Source organism: Pseudomonas sp. Pseu.R1 (assembly GCF_045764065.1).
In the GTDB taxonomy this organism is placed as follows: Bacteria; Pseudomonadota; Gammaproteobacteria; order Pseudomonadales; family Pseudomonadaceae; genus Aquipseudomonas.
This window is the reverse complement of record NZ_JBJGEE020000001.1, coordinates 4,408,587-4,432,787: the sequence shown is the minus strand read 5'-3', so window position 1 is coordinate 4,432,787 and position 24,201 is coordinate 4,408,587. Positions and strand designations below refer to the sequence as shown.

The 24,201-nt window shown below is 57.9% G+C and carries 23 protein-coding genes and 1 tRNA gene; 13 read left to right on the top strand and 11 right to left on the bottom strand.

Annotated elements, in window-relative coordinates:
* Positions 1 to 59: 59 nt before the first annotated feature.
* Positions 60 to 2,297: a DUF1631 domain-containing protein gene (locus ACI5GA_RS20310; RefSeq protein WP_421423997.1), complete on the bottom strand. Its 2,238-nt coding sequence runs from the start codon at positions 2,295 to 2,297 to the stop codon at positions 60 to 62.
* Between the two features lie 378 nt (positions 2,298 to 2,675).
* On the opposite strand from ACI5GA_RS20310, the gene nadC reads away from it, so the two are divergent.
* A complete protein-coding gene (gene nadC / locus ACI5GA_RS20305) occupies positions 2,676 to 3,524 on the top strand; it encodes a carboxylating nicotinate-nucleotide diphosphorylase (protein WP_404639646.1) in 849 nt (282 codons plus the stop codon).
* A 291-nt stretch (positions 3,525 to 3,815) separates the two neighbouring features.
* Entirely contained in the window at positions 3,816 to 4,235 is a 420-nt protein-coding gene (locus ACI5GA_RS20300; protein ID WP_404639648.1) for a hypothetical protein, read from the top strand.
* Between the two features lie 65 nt (positions 4,236 to 4,300).
* Here the strand turns inward: ACI5GA_RS20300 and ACI5GA_RS20295 are convergent.
* Together ACI5GA_RS20295 and ACI5GA_RS20290 are read right to left on the bottom strand one after the other, a co-directional pair.
* Positions 4,301 to 4,376 (bottom strand) — tRNA-Thr (locus ACI5GA_RS20295).
* Positions 4,377 to 4,426: 50 nt separating this feature from the next.
* Positions 4,427 to 4,864, bottom strand: a complete 438-nt coding sequence (locus ACI5GA_RS20290) for a pilin (protein ID WP_421423994.1) — start codon at positions 4,862 to 4,864, stop codon at positions 4,427 to 4,429.
* Positions 4,865 to 5,086: 222 nt separating this feature from the next.
* On the opposite strand from ACI5GA_RS20290, the gene pilB reads away from it, so the two are divergent.
* From pilB to yacG, 5 genes are read left to right on the top strand one after another with little or no spacing between them, the layout of a single operon-like run.
* Complete coding sequence (gene pilB / locus ACI5GA_RS20285) at positions 5,087 to 6,781, top strand: type IV-A pilus assembly ATPase PilB (protein ID WP_421423992.1); 1,695 nt, start codon at positions 5,087 to 5,089, stop codon at positions 6,779 to 6,781.
* A gap of 2 nt (positions 6,782 to 6,783) precedes the next feature.
* A complete protein-coding gene (locus tag ACI5GA_RS20280; RefSeq protein WP_421423990.1) occupies positions 6,784 to 8,001 on the top strand; it encodes a type II secretion system F family protein in 1,218 nt (405 codons plus the stop codon).
* A gap of 1 nt (position 8,002) precedes the next feature.
* Positions 8,003 to 8,875, top strand: a complete 873-nt coding sequence (locus ACI5GA_RS20275; protein WP_421423988.1) for a prepilin peptidase — start codon at positions 8,003 to 8,005, stop codon at positions 8,873 to 8,875.
* Positions 8,872 to 9,492, top strand: a complete 621-nt coding sequence (gene coaE / locus ACI5GA_RS20270) for a dephospho-CoA kinase (RefSeq protein WP_421423986.1) — start codon at positions 8,872 to 8,874, stop codon at positions 9,490 to 9,492. Before ACI5GA_RS20275 ends, coaE begins: the two co-directional genes overlap by 4 nt.
* On the top strand, positions 9,492 to 9,695 hold the full coding sequence (gene yacG / locus ACI5GA_RS20265) for a DNA gyrase inhibitor YacG (protein ID WP_421423984.1): 204 nt from the start codon (positions 9,492 to 9,494) through the stop codon (positions 9,693 to 9,695). The genes coaE and yacG overlap by 1 nt, the downstream gene beginning before the upstream one ends.
* 70 nt (positions 9,696 to 9,765) lie before the next feature.
* Here the strand turns inward: yacG and ACI5GA_RS20260 are convergent, their stop codons facing one another.
* On the bottom strand, positions 9,766 to 10,452 hold the full coding sequence (locus tag ACI5GA_RS20260; protein WP_404639664.1) for an energy-coupling factor ABC transporter permease: 687 nt from the start codon (positions 10,450 to 10,452) through the stop codon (positions 9,766 to 9,768).
* A gap of 138 nt (positions 10,453 to 10,590) precedes the next feature.
* Complete coding sequence (locus ACI5GA_RS20255) at positions 10,591 to 11,235, bottom strand: hydrolase (RefSeq protein ID WP_404639666.1); 645 nt, start codon at positions 11,233 to 11,235, stop codon at positions 10,591 to 10,593.
* A 171-nt stretch (positions 11,236 to 11,406) separates the two neighbouring features.
* Between ACI5GA_RS20255 and ACI5GA_RS20250 the strand changes: the two genes are divergently transcribed.
* Positions 11,407 to 12,306 (top strand): LysR substrate-binding domain-containing protein, encoded by a 900-nt coding sequence (locus tag ACI5GA_RS20250; protein WP_421423981.1) that lies wholly within the window; start codon positions 11,407 to 11,409, stop codon positions 12,304 to 12,306.
* 211 nt (positions 12,307 to 12,517) lie between these two features.
* Here ACI5GA_RS20250 and ACI5GA_RS20245 read toward each other — a convergent pair whose 3' ends face one another.
* From ACI5GA_RS20245 to ACI5GA_RS20230, 4 genes are all read right to left on the bottom strand, one after another.
* Complete coding sequence (locus tag ACI5GA_RS20245; RefSeq protein ID WP_421423979.1) at positions 12,518 to 13,471, bottom strand: 2-hydroxyacid dehydrogenase; 954 nt, start codon at positions 13,469 to 13,471, stop codon at positions 12,518 to 12,520.
* Between the two features lie 33 nt (positions 13,472 to 13,504).
* Complete coding sequence (locus ACI5GA_RS20240) at positions 13,505 to 14,269, bottom strand: SDR family oxidoreductase (RefSeq protein WP_421423977.1); 765 nt, start codon at positions 14,267 to 14,269, stop codon at positions 13,505 to 13,507.
* A gap of 30 nt (positions 14,270 to 14,299) precedes the next feature.
* A complete protein-coding gene (locus ACI5GA_RS20235; protein WP_421425502.1) occupies positions 14,300 to 15,001 on the bottom strand; it encodes a fumarylacetoacetate hydrolase family protein in 702 nt (233 codons plus the stop codon).
* A 190-nt stretch (positions 15,002 to 15,191) separates the two neighbouring features.
* Positions 15,192 to 16,526, bottom strand: a complete 1,335-nt coding sequence (locus tag ACI5GA_RS20230) for an MFS transporter (protein ID WP_404639674.1) — start codon at positions 16,524 to 16,526, stop codon at positions 15,192 to 15,194.
* A 323-nt stretch (positions 16,527 to 16,849) separates the two neighbouring features.
* On the opposite strand from ACI5GA_RS20230, the gene ACI5GA_RS20225 reads away from it, so the two are divergent.
* The 4 genes from ACI5GA_RS20225 (at position 16,850) to ACI5GA_RS20210 (ending at position 20,230) form a co-directional block, all read left to right on the top strand.
* Entirely contained in the window at positions 16,850 to 17,752 is a 903-nt protein-coding gene (locus ACI5GA_RS20225; RefSeq protein ID WP_404639676.1) for a helix-turn-helix transcriptional regulator, read from the top strand.
* A 167-nt stretch (positions 17,753 to 17,919) separates the two neighbouring features.
* Complete coding sequence (locus ACI5GA_RS20220; RefSeq protein WP_404639678.1) at positions 17,920 to 18,549, top strand: DUF1780 domain-containing protein; 630 nt, start codon at positions 17,920 to 17,922, stop codon at positions 18,547 to 18,549.
* 145 nt (positions 18,550 to 18,694) lie between these two features.
* A complete protein-coding gene (locus ACI5GA_RS20215) occupies positions 18,695 to 18,868 on the top strand; it encodes a DUF3094 family protein (protein ID WP_404639680.1) in 174 nt (57 codons plus the stop codon).
* Between the two features lie 63 nt (positions 18,869 to 18,931).
* Positions 18,932 to 20,230 (top strand): NAD(P)/FAD-dependent oxidoreductase, encoded by a 1,299-nt coding sequence (locus ACI5GA_RS20210; RefSeq protein WP_421423973.1) that lies wholly within the window; start codon positions 18,932 to 18,934, stop codon positions 20,228 to 20,230.
* 98 nt (positions 20,231 to 20,328) lie between these two features.
* Here ACI5GA_RS20210 and ACI5GA_RS20205 read toward each other — a convergent pair whose 3' ends face one another.
* Positions 20,329 to 21,729, bottom strand: a complete 1,401-nt coding sequence (locus ACI5GA_RS20205) for a diguanylate cyclase domain-containing protein (RefSeq protein WP_421423971.1) — start codon at positions 21,727 to 21,729, stop codon at positions 20,329 to 20,331.
* 68 nt (positions 21,730 to 21,797) lie between these two features.
* On the bottom strand, positions 21,798 to 22,751 hold the full coding sequence (locus ACI5GA_RS20200) for a LysR family transcriptional regulator (protein ID WP_404639686.1): 954 nt from the start codon (positions 22,749 to 22,751) through the stop codon (positions 21,798 to 21,800).
* A 126-nt stretch (positions 22,752 to 22,877) separates the two neighbouring features.
* Here ACI5GA_RS20200 and ACI5GA_RS20195 point away from each other — a divergent pair, with 126 nt between their 5' ends.
* Positions 22,878 to 24,176, top strand: a complete 1,299-nt coding sequence (locus ACI5GA_RS20195) for an MFS transporter (protein ID WP_404639688.1) — start codon at positions 22,878 to 22,880, stop codon at positions 24,174 to 24,176.
* Positions 24,177 to 24,201 lie beyond the last annotated feature (25 nt).

Sequence of the window (24,201 nt, the reverse complement as noted above, 5' to 3'; positions counted from 1 at the left end):
AAATCCAAACGTTGGCCGCTCCCAAAGGGGGGTGTCAGTGCAGGGGCGAACGCAGGGTTTCACCCCTTGAGCTTGCGCAGGTTACCCAGCACCGACTCCAGCGCACGATCGAACAGCAGCGAATCATCCAGAACGCGAATCGTCCCGCGACGGAATTCGACGGCCAGGCCCATCCGGGTTTTCTCCAGCACTTTCATGCCGGTGCGATTGACGAACACGTAACGCCCGCTTGGCTCAACGATCGCCGCCAGCTTGCAACGCAGCTTGTGATCTTCGTCTTCCTGAATTTCGACCCAACTGCCCAGACGCAGCTTGTCGACCTGCAACAGACCTTCATCGTTCTCGGGCAGGTGCAGCGCAGGCTCGCTGAACACTTGCTCACCCGGCGCCACCAGCACGATCTCCTCGACCACCACGGTCATCGTCGGGCCATCGATCGGCTCCTCGGCGATGGGCGCCTGTTCCTCCGGTGTACGGGCAGCATGATTGAAGGCCTGCACATGCAACGCTTCGAGCTGGCTGAAAAACTCACTGGTGGCAAACGGATCGAACGCCGCGCTGCTCAGACCATCGCGCAACGACTTGAGCAGCCCTGGCACCAGCTCCAACAGACGCTGACGCGCCTCAGGCTCGTCGTGCGGTTCAACGCTCCAGATCAGGTCGTCCATCGCCTGCAAGCCGGCCGCCCACTCGCCGGACTGCTCGCCATGCTTGAGGCACGTCAACAGCAGCACCTTGCTCCAGGCTTCCTGCAACAGACGCACGACCACTTCGGGCAACGTCTTGCCACGCAAGCGATCATTCAGTGCCTGTTGCACACGCTGACGCGCCAGCTCGGCCAGCGCCCGCCCCTCTTCCGCATCGCGCGTACGCTGTTCGAGCAATTCGCTGCGGCGGCGCTCCTCACCCGTGAATGCAAGAAAATCCACCAACAGTTCGGTGAAAATCGCCGGATCGTCGACGAAATCATGCAGCAGCCGCTGCACGATCTGATCGATACGGGTGTAAAGCGAATCACGCTGGCTGTCATCGCGCCCGCCCCACCCCAGCGCAGCGGACGCAATTTCATTGAGCAGCCGGCGCGCGGGATGACTGCCACGGCTGAAAAAGCTCTTATCGATGACCGCGACTTTCAGCATCGGAATCTGTAAACGACCGATCAACGCCCGCAGCGAGTCCGGCAGGTTGCGATCGTCGAGAATGAACTCAAAGAGCATCGAAACCAGATTGATCACGTCTTCGTCCATCGTACCCACGGTGCGGAATTTTCCGCTGCGGGCGCTTACGCGACTGATCAGTTGTTCAAGTTGAGCGCGCAGGTCGAAATCTTCGGGCGTTTCCGCGCGAGGAACGTATTGCTGAAGGTGGGAGAGCAAGCGCAGCAAATCCTGGCTGGAAATCGGCCGGGATTCGGTAGCGTTGTCAGGACGAGGCGTCAGGTTGCCCCGCACGAAGACCAGCAATTCCTGCAACGCCGAGAACACTTCCTGCACGCTTTTGTCGAGCTTCTCCGCCGCCTGCACCAACGCCGCACTTTCGGCGCGTTGGGCCTCTGTTGGCGGCACAGAGCTGGACAAGCGATCCGTCGAACGGCGCGAGGGTAGCACTTTCAAATCCGGCAACACTCCCGCCGCTATCAGCAGCAGGTTGGCCTCTTCATACAGATGGTCCGCATTGGTCAGCGCGTACTTTTCGAAAAGTTTGAGAATGATCAGCTTGACCTTGATCTCCACCCCCAGATTACGACCAGCCTGCAGAAAGAAATCACACAGCAAGGTCGGACCGAGAGGGTTGGTCTCGTCAGTCAAGGGTTGAGGAATCAGCTGATTGAGGCGCGCCGTCAGTTGGCCCAATGCAACGCCATCGCGGTTCATCACCTTGGTGACCATGGTGTCCACGGCCACAGTGCGCTCAAGGTCGTCATTGTGGACCAGCGAGAGTTTGTCGAAGGAAACGGGTTCAGAAAGGATCGGCTCGGCGAGCTCGTACTGGCCGAGGCGCAAAAAGGCCTCGAAGAATTTGTCCAGGAAGTTGCGTTCGATGCTCTTTCGCTTCAGACGCAAATCGCGCATGGCTTCGAAAAAGACGTTTTGCTCGGCGTTGTTTCGCGCCCGATCCGCCATTTCGAAGAGCGTGTCGTCGGCGTTGTCGAATAGGGTCTGAAGGCTTTCCTTGAGTTGCTGTGCAGCTTTGTCACGCACTTGAAGCAGAACGACCGGCAGCCGAGCGACAGGCGAGGACCCCGGCTGATCCGGCCCCGTCTTGCTCAAAGGCACCACTTTACTGTCGTTCTGCATCAAGGACTCCTTTCTTCAACCAACTCACGCAACAGCCACAGCTTAATGACAAACGCAGGCGGCGCCTGGGTTTGACCGGATTTTGAAGTTTTGTCCCTGGGGTATACGGCGATAACGTCAAGGCTATGACGTCAAATACAAGGCGCAGTATCTTGCAAATCCCGTCCGCCCGCCAGCGGACTCTTCGCCTTGATTGAAATAATAGAAGTGGGCGAAGCGGCACGTGCAGCGATAGACCGCGAAAATCCCGATCTGTCGCATCAAAGGCGAAAAAACCGACCAAGTGCAGCTGATTGCACCCGTTTGAATGAAAAGAGGCAGGTGGGTTGGTACAGGCGACTGCCTTATACTCCGGCCACTTAGTATGTGGAGTCCGATATGCCGAACCTACGTCTTGCCGCTCTGACCGCCGAAATCGAAGCCAACGTACGCCGTGCGTTGCTTGAAGACGTGGGCAGTGGCGACATCACTGCGCAACTGATCCCAGCCGAGCGTCTGGCCAAGGCCACCGTGATCTCCCGCGATGCCGCGGTGATAGCCGGGACTGCCTGGGTCGACAGCGTTTTTCGTCAACTGGACCAGCGCGTCGCAGTGCATTGGCAAGTTGCGGACGGCGACCGGGTCCAGCCCAACCAGGTGCTGTTCCACCTCGAAGGCCCGGCCCGCTCCCTGCTCACAGGCGAACGCAGCGCGCTCAACTTCCTGCAAATGCTCTCGGGTGTCGCTACCCGTTCGCAACACTATGCCGACATGGTCGCCGATACTCAGGTCAAACTGCTCGACACCCGTAAAACCCTCCCCGGCCTGCGCCTGGCACAGAAATACGCGGTCACCTGCGGCGGCTGCCATAACCACCGTATCGGCCTGTACGACGCCTTTCTCATCAAGGAAAACCACATCGCAGCGTGCGGCGGCATCGCCGAAGCCATCACCGCCGCCCACAAAATCGCGCCCGGCAAACCGGTGGAAGTCGAAGTCGAGAGCCTCGATGAGCTCAAGCAAGCCCTCGACGGCGGCGCTGACATCATCATGCTCGACGAACTGAGCCTCGACGACATGCGCGAAGCCGTCCGCCTCACCGCAGGCCGCGCCAAACTCGAAGCCAGTGGTGGTGTGACCGATGCGACATTACGCACGATTGCCGAAACGGGGGTGGATTACATCTCGATCGGCACGCTGACCAAGGATGTGAAGGCGGTGGATTTGTCGATGCGGCTGAGTATCTGAGCGTCCATTTGAGTGAGAAAAAGCCCGACTCATTTACAATGATCGGGCTTTTTACTTTCCTGCACCACTCAAACGAATAGCGAAATTAGACTCACTCATTTTTAAGCTCAATTCGCGCCATTCACCGGCAATCGCCGCTGATCGGACAATCGCCAGGCTGGATCCAAAACGTGAACCAGCGCACATTTTGATGTTTGTAGGATTTTTCTTACGAAAGATACACTCGCGGGCGCCGAGTCACCTGCATTGCATGGCGACTCTCGACACTTCATCAATTGTAGGGACACAACCATGAAAATCAGACTCCTTTGCCTGCTCGCCGTCACGCTCCTCGCCGGTTGCAGCACCATGGGAGGCGAAGACAAGTTCAGCGCCACCTACGTCAAGAACCACATCACCCCGCATCAAACGACTCAGAGCCAGGTTCAGGCAATCTACGGCGTTCCGGATGGCCAGCACACTCACTCGGACGGTACTTACACTTGGACTTATGACAAATCCGGCAACCTGAGCGATGCATCCAGCCTGGCAGGCTACATCCCCGGCGCGGGCGCCGTTTCCAGTGCGCTCAACATGACCAGCTACGCCAACGGCGCCTCGAACGCTGCGTCCACCGCCTCCGGCAAGATGAACGGTGACACCGAGCACCACGGCAACAGCCTGACCATTTACTTCAACAAGAACAAAGTGGTGAACGACTGGAGCCTTTGAGGCCAGTTAGGCGACCTCTTTTAACGAAAAAGCCCGGTCGTGATGACCGGGCTTTTTGTTGTGCGTGGTGCCGAAAACAGGAATCGAACCTGCGACCTTCGCGTTACGAGTGCGCTGCTCTACCGACTGAGCTATTTCGGCGTATTGCTAATTTCAGCCACTTAACTGAGCCGGGTCAGTGTGACCGAGGCTTATGGGCAGCCGCCCTGCCCCGATTTCAAACCACGAGTAGCGTTGCAGATAGTACCGCTCATCGTCCAGAGCATATTTGCATTCGAGGCGTTAAATGCAGGTGTGTACGTGAAAGTAAGTGCAGTACCTGAGGAGTCAGTTGCCGCGCTGGTACCAGTGATCACGCCAGCGGCGGTGATGGCAAGGCCAACGGTGTTAGCGGTAGCAACTGCGGCAGGGACTCCGTTACTCGAAGGTCCACAAGCGGTCAATGCGCCTGTCTCGGCGGCGCACAAGCTGATGGCCTGTTTGTATGCAGCCAAATCATTCACGGTGGAAGAGGCGCGAGCTCTCGAAGTGTAATCGCTGTATTGCGGGATCGCCACAGCAGCCAAGATACCAATGATCGCCACTACGATCATCAACTCAATCAACGTAAAGCCTTTTTGTGCGTTCATCGCTACTACTCCAAGCGTCAATTTGGTGTTACTCGCGGAACGTTTTGCACAGGGCATGCCAATACGGTGGAGTCGTATTTTTTCGCCCTGATGGCTTCACGTGCCTTGTTCCCCTCCTTGCAGCAGCACTTAATGACAATTTTCGTCACATTCCATACCACTATTTGGCAGCACAGCCCGACTACGCTATAAACGGTCCAATGTCTGCGTCTGGTGGCTGTAATGACTGATGTCGTCCTAACCGGTTTGGCGAAACAACTCGTCGAAGCCGAACTCCTTAATGAAAAAGCTGCTCAACAGGCCTACCAACAGGCGCGCCGGGACAAGGTCTCACTGGTCAACTACCTGGTCCAGAACAAGCTAGTGAGGAGTCTCACGCTGGCTGAACTGGCGTCAGAACAATTTGGCTTACCGTTCCTCGACCTCAGCACGCTAGATAAAGAAAGCCAACCCAAAGGTCTCGTCAGCGAGAAGCTGGTTAGGCAACACTCCGCCCTGCCGCTGTGGCGTCGGGGGAATAAACTTTTTGTAGGGGTCTCGGATCCGACCAATCATCAAGCGATCACTGACATTCAGTTTAGTACAGGACTCAACACCGAAGCGATTTTGGTTGAGGACGATAAACTCACTGCGGCAATTGAGAAGTTCTTTGATAGCCACTCAGGCTTAGGCGATATTTCAGACGTAGATCTGGGTCTAGAAATCGAAACGGTCGATGACAGCAAAGAAAACACAATCGCCGGGCAGGACGCCGATGACGCCCCTGTCGTTAGGTTCGTAAACAAAATGCTGATGGACGCCATACGATTGGGCTCTTCTGACCTACATTTCGAACCCTACGAAAAAGTCTTCCGTGTCCGACTACGTACGGACGGCATCCTGCACGAAGTCGCAAAGCCGCCAAGCCAGCTAGCAGCCCGTATTGCTGCACGGTTGAAGGTCATGGCAGGACTGGATATTTCTGAACGACGTAAGCCACAAGACGGTAGGATCAAGCTCCGCATTTCGAAAAGCCGTGCTATCGACTTTCGAGTCAATACGCTTCCCACGCTGTGGGGCGAGAAGATCGTAATGCGGATTCTCGACCCTACCAGCGCACAAATGGGTATCGACGCGCTTGGTTACGAGCCGGACCAAAAAGCGCTATATCTGGATGCCTTGAGCAAACCGCAAGGTATGATCCTTGTAACGGGTCCTACAGGCTCTGGCAAGACGGTTTCACTTTATACAGGTCTTAACATTCTTAATACCCCGGATATCAATATTTCGACTGCTGAAGATCCTGTAGAGATCAACTTGGAAGGCATCAACCAAGTCAACGTCAATCCTCGTCAAGGCATGGATTTCTCCCAAGCTTTGCGCGCATTCTTACGTCAGGACCCTGACGTAATTATGGTAGGTGAGATTCGCGATTTGGAAACAGCAGAAATTGCGATCAAGGCTTCGCAGACCGGCCACTTGGTGCTCTCGACGCTGCACACCAACAGTGCGGCTGAAACCTTGACGCGTCTACACCATATGGGAGTGGCAGCGTTCAATATCGCTACAGCCATCAATCTGATCATCGCGCAACGTCTCGCTCGCAAGCTATGTCCTCACTGCAAAAAAGAAGCTGAAATTCCTCGCGATACCCTTCTTGCCGAAGGCTTTCCAAAAGAAAAAATTGGGAGTTTCAAGCTTTACTCTCCCACTGGCTGCGAGCATTGCAATGCAGGATACAAAGGTCGCGTCGGTATATATGAAGTTGTGAAGAGCACGCCAGCCCTTGAACGCATCATCATGGAGGAAGGTAATTCTCTCGAAATCTCGGCTCAAATGCGCAAGGACGGTTTCGCAGACTTGCGGACCTCAGGCCTGTCAAAAGCCATGCAAGGACTGACGAGTCTTGAGGAAATCAACCGAGTTACCAAGGACTAAACATGGCGACCAAAGCAGTTAAAGTCAGCGTTTATGCCTGGGAAGGCCTAGACAGAAAAGGGACCAAGGTTAGCGGTGAAATCAACGGGCATAACCCAGCGCTGGTGAAAGCGCAGCTCCGCAAACAGGGGATCAACCCAACCAAGGTCAAGAAGAAGTCCGTATCGCTTTTCAGCGCTGGCAAGAAAATCACTGCATTAGATATTGCTTTTTTCAGCCGTCAAATGGCGACCATGATGAAAGCTGGAGTTCCGTTATTGCAGTCGTTTGACATAATTAGTGAAGGTTCGGAAAACCCGAACATGCAGAAACTCGTCAACGATATCAAACAACACGTTGCGTCTGGCCATAGCCTCGCTACATCACTGAGACAAAAGCCTCAATACTTTGATGACCTATTCTGCAATCTTGTGGACGCCGGTGAACAGGCGGGCGCACTGGAATCGCTATTAGATAGAGTTGCGACTTATAAAGAAAAAACTGAGCGATTGAAGGCGAAGATAAAGAAAGCGATGACCTACCCAACGGCAGTGATCGTCGTCGCGTTTATCGTGACTGGCATTTTGCTGATCAAGGTTGTCCCTCAGTTCCAAGCGGTTTTCAGCAGCTTCGGGGCAAAGCTCCCGGCCTTCACCTTGATGGTAATAGGCTTATCAGAAGTGCTTCAAAACTATTGGTATTACGTGCTGGCCGGCCTGGTCATCGGCTTTATGTGCTTTAAGAAAGCTCACAAATCTTCAGAGAAGTTTCGTGACCAAATCGACCAACTGCTCCTAAAAATTCCGATTATTGGTCCGCTCATTTATAAGTCGTCTATCGCACGTTACGCCCGAACGCTTTCCACAACCTTTGCCGCCGGTGTTCCGCTTGTCGACGCACTGGACTCAGTAGCAGGTGCCACAGGCAACGTCGTCTTCAGAAACGCTGTGCAAAAAGTCAAACAAGACGTCTCCACCGGCATGCAGCTTAATTTCTCGATGCGCAGTACCGGCGTCTTCCCGATGCTCGCAGTACAAATGACCGCAATCGGCGAAGAGTCCGGCGCGCTCGATTCCATGCTCGACAAAGTGGCCACCTATTACGAAGAGGAAGTCGACAACATGGTCGACAGTCTCACATCGCTGATGGAACCCATGATCATGGCAGTCCTCGGCGTCATCGTCGGCGGTCTCGTCATCGCGATGTACCTCCCCATCTTCCAGCTCGGAAACGTCGTTTAACATGTCCCTCCCCGACTTCCTGGCCAGCTCCCCGCTGGCCTTCGTTTTCTGCGCCCTCGTTTTAGGCCTGCTCGTCGGCAGTTTCCTCAACGTGGTGATTCACCGTCTCCCGAAAATGATGCTGCGCGACTGGAAGATCCAGGCCCGAGAAGTGCTGGAACTCCCTCCCGAGCCCCAACCCGAAACCTTCAACCTGATCCTCCCCCACTCTCGCTGCCCGCACTGCTCTCACCAGATCCGTGCGTGGGAGAACATTCCGGTCATCAGCTACATCGCGCTCAAAGGCAAGTGCTCAAGCTGCCAAGCCCCGATCAGCAAGCGTTACCCACTGGTCGAGCTGGCGTGTGGTCTGTTGTCGGCCTTCGTGGCCTGGCATTTCGGTTTCGGTTGGCAGGCAGGTGCAGTGTTGGTGTTGAGTTGGGGTCTGTTGTCGATGAGTCTGATCGACGCCGATCACCAGTTGTTGCCCGACGCAATCGTGTTGCCGCTGTTGTGGCTGGGGTTGATCGTCAATGCGTTTGGTCTGTTCGCGTCCTTGAGCGATGCCTTGTGGGGGGCGGTGGCGGGTTATCTGGTGCTGTGGTGTGTGTTTTGGCTGTTCAAGCTGATCACCGGCAAGGAAGGCATGGGGTATGGCGATTTCAAGCTGCTGGCGATGCTGGGGGCTTGGGGGGGCTGGCAGATTTTGCCGTTGACGATTTTGTTGTCGTCGATTGTCGGCGCGGTGTTGGGGCTGATTCTGTTGCGTTTGCGCAATGTGCAAACCAGCACGCCGATTCCGTTCGGGCCTTATCTGGCCATTGCGGGGTGGATCGCGTTGCTCTGGGGTGATCAAATAACGTCTTCGTATTTGCAGATCGCCGGTTTCCGATGACATCTTCCGTAACACAACCTTGGATTCTTGGCCTGACAGGCGGCATTGGCAGCGGCAAGAGTGCCGCCGCGCAGTGCTTCGTCGATTTGGGTATTCACCTGGTGGACGCCGATCAGGCGGCGCGTTGGGTGGTGGAGCCGGGGCGCCCGGCGTTGGCCCAGATTGCCGAACACTTTGGTGACGAGGTGTTGCAGGCCGACGGGACGCTGAATCGTGCGGCATTGCGGGAGCTGATTTTCAAGGATCCGCAACAGCGGGTCTGGCTTGAAGGTCTGTTGCATCCGCTGATTCGCGAGGAGATCCGTCAATATCTGGCCCGCGCCGAATCGCCTTACGCGATTCTGGTTTCGCCGCTGTTGCTGGAGACGTCCCAGCATCAAATGGTGCAGCGTGTGCTGGTGATTGACGTGCCGCAAGCGCTGCAAATCGAACGCACCGTGCTGCGTGACAAGACCAACGAGGAACAGGTCCGGGCGATTCTGAACGCCCAGGCCAGCCGTGAGGAACGCGTGAGCCGTGCTGACGATGTGATCGTCAACGACCGCGATCCGGCCTGGCTGAAAAGCGAGGTCGAGCGGCTGCATCACTTTTATCTAACTTTGCGTGGAGGCCGATGATGAGCCAACCAGTGACCGTCAATTGCCCAACCTGCCAAGCCCCTGTGGAATGGACGCCTGAGAGCAAGTTTCGACCGTTCTGTTCGGACCGTTGCAAGCTGATCGATCTGGGCGCCTGGGCGTCGGAAGAACATGCGATTCCCGTCGCGCCGGATGCGGAGGATGAGTTGTTTTCAGGTGATTTCGAGCCGCGGCAGCATTGAGATTAGACGCGGAGCGTCGGCGGATGCGTTCCCACACGGAGCGTGGGAACGATCATCGACAAATCGAAAGTCACGTATCCCCATCATCCACCCAGGCATCGGACAGGTATCGCGCACGGTTGAAGGTGTCGAGCCATTCGGGGCAGAACACCACCAGCGCCGTGACGACCACGCCGTTGATAAACGCCTCGGGAAACATGATCAGCCAGAGGTAGCCGACGAAATCACCCAGCCATTCGGGCATGGCGAACAAGCCGTCGACCCACAGCAAGCTCATTGCCAATAGCAGACACGCCAGCGCCGTCAGCGCGGCCGCGAAAAAACCTGAGCAGAAGATGTAAGTGAAAGGGCTTCGCGGTTGAGCGCGTTCGACCAGCAGAAAACAACTTTCAGTCACCAGCACCGGCAACCCCACGAGCAGCAGGCCGTTGATGCCAAAGGGCGCGAGGTCCTGATGCCCCACGACCATCATCCCGATTTGAGCCAACAAGCCGCCAATGATCGCCAGCGGCCAGTTCAGCAGAAGGGTCACGGCGGTCATGCCGAGAAAGTGATAGGAAACGCCAGTGTCGAAATCCCGCCGCAACAGCCAGAGCAGGAACAACGCGAACACCGTGCCGAACAGCAGGTGCTGACGTCGGGTATCGGTGATCAATTCCAGCCAGGGGCTACGCCACAACGCCCAAAGAATCACGGGCACATAGATGAGCCAGCCAAGGGTCATGGTTTCAGGTGTGAGTACTTGTGCTCCTATCATGGCAGCGACCTCCTCCGTATCCGGATCAAGAGCAGCCTACACCTTCTGAAACAGTCTGCGCGTCGAACGCTATAACACCCGAAGGCGTGATTTTATTCACGCCTTCGGGTGTAAGAATGTGTGTCGTTGATGGAGGGATCAGCTCAGTTTGCGCTGTGGGGCACCGTGCACCATGGTGTAAGCGTAATCGACACCCATGCCATACGCGCCGCTGTGTTCCAGCACCAGTTGCATGACCGCTTCGTAGGTTTCCTTGTGCGCCCAGTCGCGCTGGAATTCGAGCAGCACTTGTTGCCAGGTCACAGGTACGGCACCGGCCTGAATCATGCGTTGGACCGACATGTCGTGAGCTTCTTTGGATGTGCCGCCCGAAGCGTCGGTGACGATGTACACCTCGTAGCCTTCAGCCAGTGCGTCCAGCGTCGGGAAGTTCAGGCAGACTTCAGTCCAAAGGGCCGCAATGATCAGTTTCTTGCGCCCGGTGGCTTTGACGGCCTCGACCAGTTTCTTGTCTTCCCAGGAGTTCATCGAGGTGCGCTCGATGGGCTGTTGATCCGGGTGCACGGCCAGCAATTCAGGCCAGATGTAACCACTGAAGCTTTCGGTTTCGACCGAGGTGTAGATGGTCGGCACGTTGAAGATTTTGGCGGCTTTGGCCAGACCCACGGTGTTGTTTTTCAGTGTCTGCCGATCGATCGATTGCACGCCAAAAGCCATCTGTGGCTGGTGATCGATCAGGATCAGAGCGGAGTTGGTTGGGTTCAGCAGTTCGCGGATAGACATGGCATGTTCCTTTTCGATTCGATAATGGTCGGTAATGGTTGGCCGCTCTAGCTCGGTGGTCTTGACCGGTTGAGCTGTTTGCTTGCTGGCTTGGGAGTAAATTTACGGACTAGGCGATCACGGAACAATCCCATAGAATCGAGACTCATTGTTTCCATATTAGGGACGTTAATGGACCGTATCGATTGCATGCGCGCATTTGTGGCCACTGTGGGGGCCAATGGCTTCGCCGCAGCGGCTCGTGCCCTCGATGTACCGCGCTCGAAAGTGAGCAAACAGATTCAGGCGCTGGAAGAGGCCATCGGCGTGCAATTGCTGCAACGCACCACGCGCAGCCTGCACCTGACCGAAGCGGGCGCCGAGTACTACGACGCCTGTCGTGATGTCATCGCCTCGCTGGATGAGGCCGAGCAACGCGCACGAACCGGGATGGGCGAAATTCGTGGCGTACTGCGGGTCAACGCCCCCATGTCGTTTGGCTTGAGTCGCCTGGGACCGCTGTTGCCGCTGTTCAACGAGCGGCACCCCAACGTCGAGTTGCAGGTGGTGCTCAGCGACCAGCAGGTCGACCCGGTCAAAGGCGGTTTTGACGTGACCATTCGTATCGCCAGCCTGCCAGACTCCTCGATGGTCGCCCGCTCGCTGGCTCCGGCGCCGCGCATCATGGTCGCCTCGCCCGAGTACCTGGCCAAACATGGCGTGCCCCAGTCCCCCAAAGATCTGTCGAACCACCAATTCCTCAGCTACGGCTACTTGCAGAGCGGTATCAGCCTGCAACTGTGCAACGGTAAGGAAACCCAGCGCGTGACGGTGAGCGGGCCACTGCACGCGAACAACGGCGACATTCTTGCGCAGGCCGCCGTATCGGGAATGGGCATCGCGCTGCTGCCCAATTTCATCATCGAACGCGCCGTTGCCGATGGCCGATTGGTGCCGGTGTTGTGCGAGTGGCAAGCGCCTGCGATTTCGGTGAACGCGGTGTATCCGTCGGCCCGTCGGGTGCCGTTGAAGACCCGCGCGTTCATTGATTTTCTGGTGGAAGAGCTGGCGTTGGGGTCGGCGGGGTTTTGACCCAGAGCTTGGCGGGACACAGTCTTGATTCCGGGTGAGGCCCGTAGGAGCGCGGCTTGTCCCGCGATCTGCCGGGAACCGGCAGCAAACGCGGCTGACGCGGTGTACCTGAGACGACGAATACGCCTGATTTTTCCGCCGCTGCGCGCTAGATCGCGGGAGAAGCCGCGCTCCTACGGACTTCGCCCAGAATCAAAAGCGAATCGAAGGCTTACGCCACCGCGCCCACCGGCTCACGCCCCTCCAGCACGGCCGCCAGACTCGCCAGCACCATCTCGCCCATACGCGTGCGGGTCTGTACGGTGGCGCTGGCGCGATGCGGCTGGAGCACCACGGTTTCCAGATCGAACAACTCAGCGGGCGCACGCGGCTCATCGACGAACACATCCAGCCCGGCCCCCGCAATAGCACCTGATTGCAGCGCTGCGATCAGATCCGGCTCATTCACCAGGCTGCCCCGTGCCACGTTGATCAGATAGCCCTCTTGGCCCAGCGCTTCGAGCACTTGGGCGTTGATGATGCCCTTGGCCTTGTCGGCAGCGGCCGCGACGATCAATGCATCGCTCTGGCGAGCCAGCTCCACCAGATCGCTGACGAAGGTGTAGGGCACGTCGCTCATGGCGCTAAGGTCGGTGTAGCTGATCGGGCAACCGAACGCCGCTGCCCGCGTCGCCACAGCGCGCCCTACTCGGCCCAGACCGACGATGCCCACGCGCATGCCGCTGAACTGGCGAGCCAGAGGCAGCGGTGCCAGCGGCGTCGGGCTGGTCGCCCACTGCCCGGAGCGCACGAAGCGGTCGCCCGTGTTCAGCCCACGGCACGCCGAAATCAGCAAACCGATGGCCAGGTCAGCAACGTCTTCGGTCAACGCGCCAATCGTCGCCGTGACGCGAATGCCACGATCGTGGGCGTAGGCCAAGTCCACAGCATCGGTGCCGACACCATTGACCGCGATCACTTCAACATTCGGCAATTGCTCCATCACCGCGCGAGTGATGCCGGTGTGCCCACCCGTCACCACACCACGAATGTTCGCGCCATGTTCAGCCAGATAAGCCGCTTTGTCGGCCTGCAAATAGTAGGGGCGTACGGTGTAGCGCTCGTTGAGTTTGGCGCTGATTTCCGGGATCAGGATCGGGTTCAGTTGCAGGATTTCAGGTTTCATAAAAGTCTCGCTCGCATCGAATGCCCAAAGGGATCAACCACGGCCCACGAAAGGCATGTTGGTGGCCATGACGGTCATGTTCAGCACGTTGGCCGACAGCGGCAGCGCGGCGATGTAACGCACGGCATCGGCGATGTGTTTGACGTCGATCATCGGCTCCACCGCAATCGAGCCATTGGCCTGACGCACGCCTCGGGTCATGCGCTCCGAGAGCTCGGTCAGCGCGTTGCCGATGTCGATCTGGCTGCACGCGATATTGAACTCGCGACCGTCCAGCGCCAGGCTTTTGGTCAGCCCCAGAACGGCGTGTTTGCTGGCGGTGTACGGCGCGGTGAACGGGCGCGGCACGTGGGCGGAAATCGAGCCGTTGTTGATGATGCGGCCACCCTGTGGCGACTGTTTGCGCATCAGGCCAAACGCGCCACGGCTGCACAGAAAAACCCCGGTCACGTTGGTGTCGATGACTTTCAACCAGGTGTCGACAGGCAGCTCATCCATCGGCACGGCAGGCGCATTGACGCCTGCGTTGTTGAATACCACGTCGAGGCGGCCATACACCTCTTCGATGGTCGCGAACAGCCTGTCGACGCTGGCCGGATCGCGCACATCAGTTGAAACGGCCAAGGCTTCATGCCCCTGCTCCCGAGCTTGCGCGACGAACTCTTCAAGTGGCTCGATACGGCGACCGGTCACCACGACCTTGTAGCCGTCTTCCAGCAGGCCCAGTGCAACAGAGCGACCGATGCCGCTTCCTGCTCCGGTCACCAAGGCAATTTTCGAAGGGGTTTGCGTTGTCATTGTTGTTCTCCTGTGATGCGTTTCGAGGTGTCAGTCAGCGCGACGGCTGCCGACCCGGACTTCAAATTCGCCAATGCCGCTGATGCCGCCGTTGATCACGTCGCCTTCCTGCAAGGCGGCCACGCCGGGCGGTGTGCCGGTCATGATCAGATCGCCCGCCCGCAGGCTGACGGAATGAGAGAGCTGGCTGATCACTTCGCTGACTGACCAGATCTGGCTTTCCAGATCCGAACGCTGCCGTTCCACACCGTTGACGCTGAGCCAGATCGCCCCCTGTTTCGGGTGCTCGCCGACGCGGGCGGGCTGAATCGGTGTGATCGGCGCTGAGCCGTCGAATGCCTTGGCAGGCTCCCAAGGATTACCCACCGCCTTGGCCGCCATTTGCAGGTCGCGGCGAGTCAGATCCAGGCCTGCGGCATACCCCCAAACGTGCTCCAGCGCCTGTTCTTCGCTGATCTGGAAGCCGCCTTTGCCGATGGCGACGACCAGTTCGATTTCGTGGCAGAACTGCTCGGTCTGGGTCGGGAAGTCCAGTTCGCCTTGGGCATCGATCACCGAGGTCGCTGGCTTCATGAAGAACGCAGGCACTTCGCGCACACCGCTCTGCGAATCGCCCCAGTGGTAATTGCGCCCCAGACAAAACACGCGAGCGACGGGAAAACGCCCCTCGCTGCCACTGACCGGCAGGCTGGAAATACGGGTCGGTTCAAATACGAAGTTGCTCATGGATATTCCTTATGGCCCGGTCCGGATGGTTGTCTGCGGGCGATTGACCCTGAGACTACGGGATCAAAACGCCACAAAGTTGGACAAAACCGTGTTCGCGCTGGACTAAAAAACTCAATGTGCCGGGCAGAAAAAAGGCGCACTCACGTACGCCTTTGCCCACGACGGCAGAAGGTCACACACACATTCGAAACGCTTACTTGGCCTTGAGCTGAATGCGGTAAATGCGGCCCAGCAGCAGCGAGTAAGACAGGGAGCCCATGCACGCCAGGCCACCAATGAACCAGAACGCCCACGCGAAACCACCTGATACGTGGAGGATCTGACCGATGACAATCGGCGTCACAATGCCGCCGATATTCGCGGCCAGACTGGTGATCCCGCCGGTCAGGCCAATCAGCTCTTTCGGGGCGATTTCCGACACGGCCGCCCACGAAGCCGAAGCGATGCCTTGAGCGAAAAAGGCGATGGTCAGCAAGACGATGCACAGGGTGTTGGAGTCGGTGAAGTTCACCAGCATGATCGACATGCCCAAGGCTGATCCTACGACCAGCGGCAACTTGCGAGCGAACGACAGCGAGACGCCGCGACGAATCAGCCAGTCCGAAACAACGCCAGCCAGCAATACGCCCACCGTTGCACCAATGAACGGCAAGATCGCGAAAATGCCGACCTTTACCATGGTCAGGTGACGCTCTTCGATCAGGTACGTCGGAAACCAGGTCAGGAAGAAATACAGCACCGAGGTGTTGGCAAATTTGCCGATGCAGATGGCCCAGACCTGACGGTATTGGAACAACTCCGCGACTTGCGACCACTTGAACTTGTTCTTGTCCTGGCTGTTTTTGACCAGACCGCCGCCTGCCTCAATGTACTCAAGCTCCTGCTTGCTCACCTTCTTGCAGCTCAGCGGATCGCGGTACAGATACAGCCAGGCGATGCCGAACACGATGCCGACGATGCCCGTGCTGTAGAACACGTGGCGCCAGTCATACGTGGTCGCCAGCCAAAGCAGCAAACCGGTGAACAAAGCAGTGCCCAGATACTGGCCGCATACATAAATACTGCTGGCCAGGCCACGTTCCCGGGCAGGGAACCAGACCGTGACCGCTCGGCTGTTGGCCGGAAACGCAGGCGCTTCCATAGCACCGATGGCCAGACGCATGCCGAACAGCGAGGCGAACCCGCCGGCCAATCCTTGGCATACAGTGACCGCCGACCATGAGATCAGCGAAACGCCGTACGTCAGACGCGAACCCAAACGATCGGCGAGAAATCCGGCAGGCACCAGCGCAAAGGCGTAGGTCCAGGCGAATGCGGAAAAGATCAGGCCCATCTGGACTTTGTCCAGACCCAGATCCTTGGCCATGAAGGGCGCGGCGATGGAGATGTTGACCCGATCCACATAGTTGATGATCGTCGCGATCAGCAACAGCGAAAGCATGAACCAGCGTCGATGAGACACGGGACGGGCGGGTGCAGCAGCCATGGGGGCGACCACAGCAGCCTGAATATCAGGATTGCTCGACATGAGAATTCCTCGTTGTTTTTATTGGAATCGAGTAATGAAGCGCACCTAAAAGTTATCGTACGACAGGTTTTAAACAAGACGCTGCTTAGAACGTTTTTGGATTTCAGGCCCTTGGCGTCAGTCTTTGTCCAAAAAATTCCTACGGCCGCCGAATGCCATAAAAAACCAAAAACATGCCCAAAATGCCTGATGTAGAGCGGTTAATTTTTCAACGCGACTGATCGTTTTTTTGGACAAAAAAACTGGCACCGTCGAACAGAAAGGTTTTGAATCAAGTCATAGGACGACCGACAATAAAAACCAGACGAATGAGGATATTCACGATGGACTCTGCCACTCGCATTCCCACCTATGGCATGCAGCAACGCAGTGAGCGGCCGGATTTCTATATCCGTGGCAAGACCGAAGGGAAGCCTGAAACCGCGCCCCATCGTCATGAATATTTTCAGATCCAGATCAACTTGGGCGGCGACACCGTGCAGCACATCGGCGGCGTGGTGCGGCCCTTTCCGCGCAACACGCTGGCGTTCATTCTGCCGCACAAACTGCACCTGATCCCTCACCCGCCGGAAGGCAATTTCCTGCTGATCAACTTCGAACAAACGTTCCTGTTACCGCAGTTGCAATGCGACCCGCTTGACCTGGAAGACGTGCCTATTGCCCTGGCGCCGGAGCTGTCGCCATTCCGCTTTCAGGAGCATCTGGACTTCACCTTGAACGCACAGGATTTCGCCGAAATTCAGCGGTTGCTGGACCGCATGCGCACGCTGGATCAGAACCGCCAGTTCGGCACGCGGGAAATCCTCAAGGGGTGTTTGCTGCAATTGATCGGCATGATCTGTGAGCTGTATGCCGAGCCAATCAAGCTGATGGCCGATGACAACGCCGCCGAACGCAGCCGTCGGGATGCGTTGGCGCGGATGTCCGAATACGTGCGCAAGAACCTCAGCGACCCGGACCTGAGCCTGAAAAAAGCGGCGTCTGCGGCGTTTCTGTCGCCTAATTACCTGACCCATTGGCTGCGAAAGGAAGTGGGTAAAACCTTCAGTGAATTGGTGCTGGAAAGACGCATGCATTTGGCTCGCACGCTGCTGCTCAATGGCAACAAGCCTGTGGGAGAAGTGGCGAGGCTGTGTGGGTTTGCGGACGAAGCCTACTTTTCCAGACGCTTCCGCCACGCCCACGGCATGCCACCGGGGCAGTTCAGGAAGCAGCGGGATTTGTAGGCTGCTCTTTGTCGGAGTGAGCTTGCTCGCGATTGCGTCAATTCAGAAACGCATAAGGTGAATGACACAGCGCAATCGCGAGCAAGCTCACTCCTACAGGAATCCGTCTTCAACTTTATGTCCCGCCAGACGCCTCATCTTCACACCAGAGCGCTAAGCTCTCCCTCATGGATGATTCCGACTACCTGCGTCTGCTGACGATCCAGGCCGAGCAAGCCAATACGTTTCTGTCCAATGCGCGTAAATGGGAACGTGAGCGCTGGGTGTGCCAGCGCTTGCTGCAAGGCCTGAACATTTCGCATCGCACCGACGATTTCCTGCCCGCCGGGCAAGAGCCGCCGGACGTACTGTTTCGCGATGCGTGTTTCGAGGTGTTCTTCGTGCTCGATGAAGGGCGACGCCTCAACGATGAGTGGCGCGAAGAATTGCAGCGCCGCCGCAGTGCGTTTTCCCTGAGTCAGTTGGTACGGCGCGAAGCCAAACCCAAGCGGATTCCCGCGTCTGAGCTATTGCGCCGCCTGGCACCGACGTTGCGCAAAAAGGCCCACAACTACAAGGAACGCGGGCTGGATTTGAGCGAGCTGGACATCATCGCGTTCGCCAGCCTCAAGCGCGAAGTGCTGGATCTGAACAGCCACTTCCCTCCCCCCACGGAATACCTGCGACAAGGCTGGCGTTCACTTTCATTGGTCGGGCCGACGTTCGCTCGCGTGCTGTTCGCACACCCCGATGCGCCGGATTTTCTACGGACCAACCTGGGCCGCAGTGTGGTCTTCGATGTCGGCATCAGCCTGTGATGGCGCAATTTCCGCGCGAATGTTACAAAGCGGCATTGTTCGTTGAAATCCGGTGTAACCCATGGCCGGAGTCTGTCGTCAACGAGGTTAACGCATCGCCGATCGCCGTCCGCTGACGTCGATCAATGTTCATGACGAGGCTTATATGACCAGCCGCCTGAACCCTGACGACCAGAAGCGTGTCGAAGAATACCTTCGCGCGCCCCAGCACCAAGTCGAGCGTCGGCCTTTTCGGCCCTGGCTGCTCCTTGTGCTGGTGTTGGGCGTGGTCATTGGACTGGGCCTGTTGAGCCGTTTACTGAGCTATCTGACGCTATGAGCTGCCTGGCGCTCGCTCGGATAGAGCCAAAAGAGAATTCCTTAAGCCTTATGAGATATCCCCATGACTCATCGTATCGTGATCGTCGGCGGAGGCGCTGGTGGTCTGGAGCTGGCTACCCGCCTGGGTAAAACCCTGGGCAAGAAAGGCACGGCCAGCATCACGCTGGTAGACGCCAATCTGACCCACATCTGGAAACCGCTGCTGCACGAGGTGGCCGCCGGTTCGCTCAATTCCTATGAGGACGAGCTGAACTACGTGGCGCAGGCCAAGTGGAATCATTTCCAGTTCCAGTTGGGGCGCATGACCGGCCTTGATCGCGAAACCAGGCGCATCCAACTGGCCGCGACCTACGACGAACAAGGCACTGAGCTGGTCCCGGCGCGTACGCTGGATTATGACTCGCTGGTGATTTCCGTTGGCAGTACCACCAACGATTTCGGCACCAAGGGTGCAGCCGAGCACTGCCTGTTCCTCGACACCCGCAAGCAGGCCGAGCGTTTCCACCAGCAACTGCTCAATCGCTACCTGCGCGCCCACGCCAGTGAGTTAGCGGCCAATGAACAGATCAATGTGGCCATTGTTGGGGCGGGTGCAACGGGCGTCGAATTGGCAGCCGAGCTGCACAACGCGGCCCACGAACTGGCCGCTTACGGCCTGGGCCAGATCAAACCGGAAAACCTGCGCATCACGGTGATCGAAGCAGGCCCTCGCGTCTTGCCTGCCTTGCCTGAGCGCATCGGTGGGCCGGTACACACCACACTGGAAAAGCTCGGCGTGACCGTGCTGACCAACGCCGCCGTGAGCGAAGTGACCGCCGATGCGCTGGTGACGGCAGCCGGTCAGGTGATTCCGGCAACGCTGAAAGTCTGGGCCGCAGGCATTCGTGCTCCGGCGTTTCTGGACAACATCGACGGTCTGGAAACCAACCGCATCAATCAACTGCAAGTGCGCCCGACGCTGCAGACCACTCGCGATGACAACATCTTTGCTTTTGGCGACTGCGCCGCCTGCCCGCAAAAAGGCACTGACCGCAACGTCCCGCCTCGTGCTCAAGCGGCACACCAACAGGCCTCGCTGCTGGTCAAATCGCTGAAGCTACGTATCGAAGGCGGCGATCTGCCGGAGTACCAGTACAAGGATTACGGCTCGCTGATCTCGCTGTCGAAGTTCTCGGCAGTGGGCAACCTGATGGGTAACTTGACGGGCAGCGTGATGCTGGAAGGCTGGCTGGCGCGGATGTTCTACATCTCGCTGTACCGCATGCATCAGATGGCGCTGTACGGCACGTTCCGCACGTTGATGCTGATGCTGGGCAGCCGAATCGGGCGCGGGACAGAGCCACGGATGAAGTTGCATTGATGGGATGATCCGCGTCAGTTTTCATCCTGACGCGATCATTGTGGGAGCCGGCTTGCTGGCTCCTACGGCCTACGGCCAGAATCAAAAGCGACCGCCCGCTACGGCATCACCCGCCCTTTCCCCAAATGCTTGGCCTTGTACATCCAGCGGTCGGCCTCGCGCATCAACTCGTCTGACGCTTTGCCGGAGCCAGGCTCGTACATTGAAAACCCCACACTGGCATTGGTACGGATCACATCGCCCTTGATGATGATCGGCTCGGCAATGGCCGCCAGCAGTTTCTTCGCCACTTCCCGCGCCTCATCGGCGCCCGGAATGATGCCTTCCAGAATCACGATGAATTCGTCTCCCGCCAGCCGGACCAGGCTATCGGTACGACGCACACTGCTCTGTAACCGGGCAGAAATGCTACGCAACAGATCATCACCTGCGTCATGGCCGTAGGTATCGTTAATTCCTTTGAAACCATCCAGATCAATGAACATCAGCGCCATTTGCAGCGTGGAACGGTCAGCTCGCGCCTGCGCCATAGGCAGCAACGAATCCAGTGAACGCCGGTTGTAGAGGCCGGTCAGCGCATCGTGACGGGCCTCCTGCTCCAGTTCCTTGCGCGCCTGAATGTTCTGGATGATGGAGATGAAATACTCCAGACGCCCCTCTTCCGAAAGTTTTTTAGTGACACTCAAGTTGACCCAGACGGACTTGCCATCCTTGCGCACATACCGTTTTTCCATCTGATACCGGTCAATCCGGTTGTCGATCAATTGCTGCAGCAGTTCCATGTCGCTGTTCAGGTCATCGGGGTGGGTAATGTCCTGGAACGTCAGATGTTTCAACTCATCCGGCGTGTAATCGAGGATTTCGCACAACGCGGTATTAACGCTGATCCAGCCGCCGTCAGGCGCAACCAGCGCGATGCCCACAGAAGCCAGCTCGAACATCGAGCGATAACCCGCTTCACTGGCCTTGAACAACGCTTCTGAACGATTGCGCTGAAGCCGGGCCAGCATCAGGTTTTCACGCAATTGCACTTCGCGGCTGACGACATCGGCCAGATCGCGCAGGGTGTCGATCTCTTCCTGGGTCAACTGACGAGGACGTTCGTCGATGGCACACAGCGTGCCGACGGCGAAGCCTTTGCTGGTTCGAATGGGCACGCCTGCGTAAAAGCGAATGTGGGGCGCGCCCGTGACAAGCTGGTTATCACGAAAACGCTCGTCCTCAGCAGCGTCAGGCACCACCAGCGGAGAGGTTTGCAGGATGGCATGTGCGCAGAAGGCCATTTCTCTGGGCGTCTCGCTCGCCTCAAAGCCTGCCTTGGATTTGAACCACTGCCGGTCTTCATCGACCAATGAAACCAGCGCAATCGGTACGTCCAGCACCCGAGCCACCAGACGGGTGATCCGGTCGAGGGCGATTTCGGGGGGCGTGTCCAGAATGTCGAGCCCATGCAGCGCCTTCAGGCGCTCTTCTTCATACAACGGAATTGGCGCTTTCATATCTCGGCCGATCCTGAAAAGACCCTCTGGAGTCTATACCGGGTGTTGCGAATTCGCACAGCGCGAGGTCAACCCCCGATGGACGTCTGCTCCGCCGCCCGCTGGCGCAACAACGCAATGAATTGCGTGCGCTCGCGACTGGCGGACTCCCCACGCCTCGTCAATAAACCGAACGGCGCCATGCGTTCTTCGATCTTCACTGGCAACGCCTTGACCAGCCCCATTTTCAAGTAATCGCGCAAAGCCGATTCGGACAGCACCATGATCGCGTCGGTCAGTTGCACCAATTGCTGCATCGAATACACCGAGCTGCATTCGATGACGTCGGCAGGCGCAGGCAAAGAGCGCCGCTCCAGCGCCTGATCGAAAGCGATGCGGGCGGGGCTGCTTTCCGGTTGCAGAATCCACGGCCATTCGCTGACCAGCTCGGCCCAGTCCAGCGTACGCCGCGACGCCAGCGGATGGCCTTGATGAACCACCACCATCAATTGCTCGTTGCCCAAGGGTTCGAATGCGTAGTGCTCGTGATCAGTCGTGGCATTGCGCCGTGCGATGGCCAAGTCGATCCGGCCTTGCTCCAGCAACTGAATGATCTGATCGCTGGTGTCGCCCATGATGCGAAGGCGCAATTGCGGATTGAGGGCCTTGATCTCGGCGACGGCATTCATCACCAGATCAGGCGCAGCCCCCATGATCGTGCCGATCGCCAGATAGCCATAACCGCCTTGCTGACGCGCCTGTAAGTCGGCCGCACAACGGTCCAGCCCGCTGAGGGCCGATTCAGCGAAGCGCAGCAACTCACGGCCCAATGCGGTGGGCCGCATCCCGCGTGGCAGGCGCTCGAACAACTCGCAACCGAACATGTCTTCGATCTCATGCAGCATGCGCGTCGCGGCAGGTTGCGACATGTGCATGTTCAGCGAGGCGCGATGCAGGTTCTGGCTGGAGCCGAGCACCACCAGCATTTGCAAATGCTTGTAACGCAGGCGGCTGAACAAGTGTTGAGGCGAGTGATCAGGCATGGCGAACGTCCGCATAACGATACCGTGAAGGTATCGATCCTAAGCTAAAAACGATTGGTCGCGCATCGCTCTGCGGCCTAGAGTCAGTGCCGTACGCAGTCAAATAATTCCAAAAAGGACACTGTCGTGAACACACTCCCTGCTGCCTTGCTGGCCAAGGTCTCTTGGCGTCTGCTGCCCTTCCTGCTGCTGATGTACATCATGGCGTTCCTGGATCGCGCCAACGTCGGCTTCGCCAGACAGGCGTTTCAAGTCGACACCGGCATCAGCGACGCGGCGTTCGCATTCGGCGCGGGCGTGTTCTTCGCCGGTTATGCGCTGCTGGAGGTGCCCAGCAACCTGATCATGCACCGCGTCGGCGCCAAGCTGTGGATGTGCCGGATCATGGTGACCTGGGGCCTGGTGTCCGCCGCCATGGTCTTTGCCCACAACGAAACCACCTTCTACGTGTTGCGCTTCTTGCTGGGCGTGGCCGAAGCCGGATTCTTCCCCGGCGTGATTCTCTACCTCACCTACTGGTTTCCCCACGCTGCGCGGGGCAAGGCCATGGGCTTTTTCTACTTCGGCGCGCCGCTGGCATTCATTTTTGGCAGCCCACTGTCGGGGCTGTTGCTGGAACTGGACGGCGTGCTCGGCAGCCACGGCTGGCAATGGCTGTTCGCTGTCGAAGGCTTGATGGCAAGCGTCGTGGGCATCTGGGCGTATTTCTATCTCGACAATCGCCCTGCCGATGCCCAATGGCTGAGCAGCGACGAACGCAAACAGTTGCAAGCCGTGCTCGATGCCGAGGACAGCCAGAAACAGGCTCACGGCAGTGTGCTCAAGGCCATGTGCCAACCGGCCGTGCTCTACCTGTGCGTGATTTACCTGCTGATTCAAGCCAGCGTCTATGGCGTGGTGTTTTACCTGCCGAGCCAGGTCGCCGGGTTGATGGGCAGCAAAGTGGGTTTCATGGTCGGGCTGGTCAGCGCCATCCCTTGGGTCTGCGCATTGCTCGCGGCTTGGCGCGTACCTGCGATTGCCGACCGCACCGGGCAGCGTCGCCTGGTGGCGGCGTTCACGCTGGTGGTGTCCGGCCTGGGCATTGCCGCTTCCGTCGCCTTCACCAGCCCGCTGCTGGCCATTCTCGCGCTGTGCTTCGCGGCCTCCGGGTTCATCGCCGTGCAACCGGTGTTCTGGACGTTCCCCGGCAGCTTCCTCGCAGGCAGCGCTGCGGCAGGGGCCATCGCGCTGATCAACTCGTTCGGCGCACTGGGCGGGTTCATCGCGCCGATTATCAAGAACTGGGCTGAAGGTGCCTTCCAGACGCCCACCGCCGGGCTGTATCTGCTCTCGGTGACGACGTTGATTGCCGCTGCGCTGATCATGGGCATCCGCGCGCCCAATCCGAGTGAAGCGAACAAGCTCGCCACGTTTCAACACTGATCCTCATTCATCGCAAATACAGGAG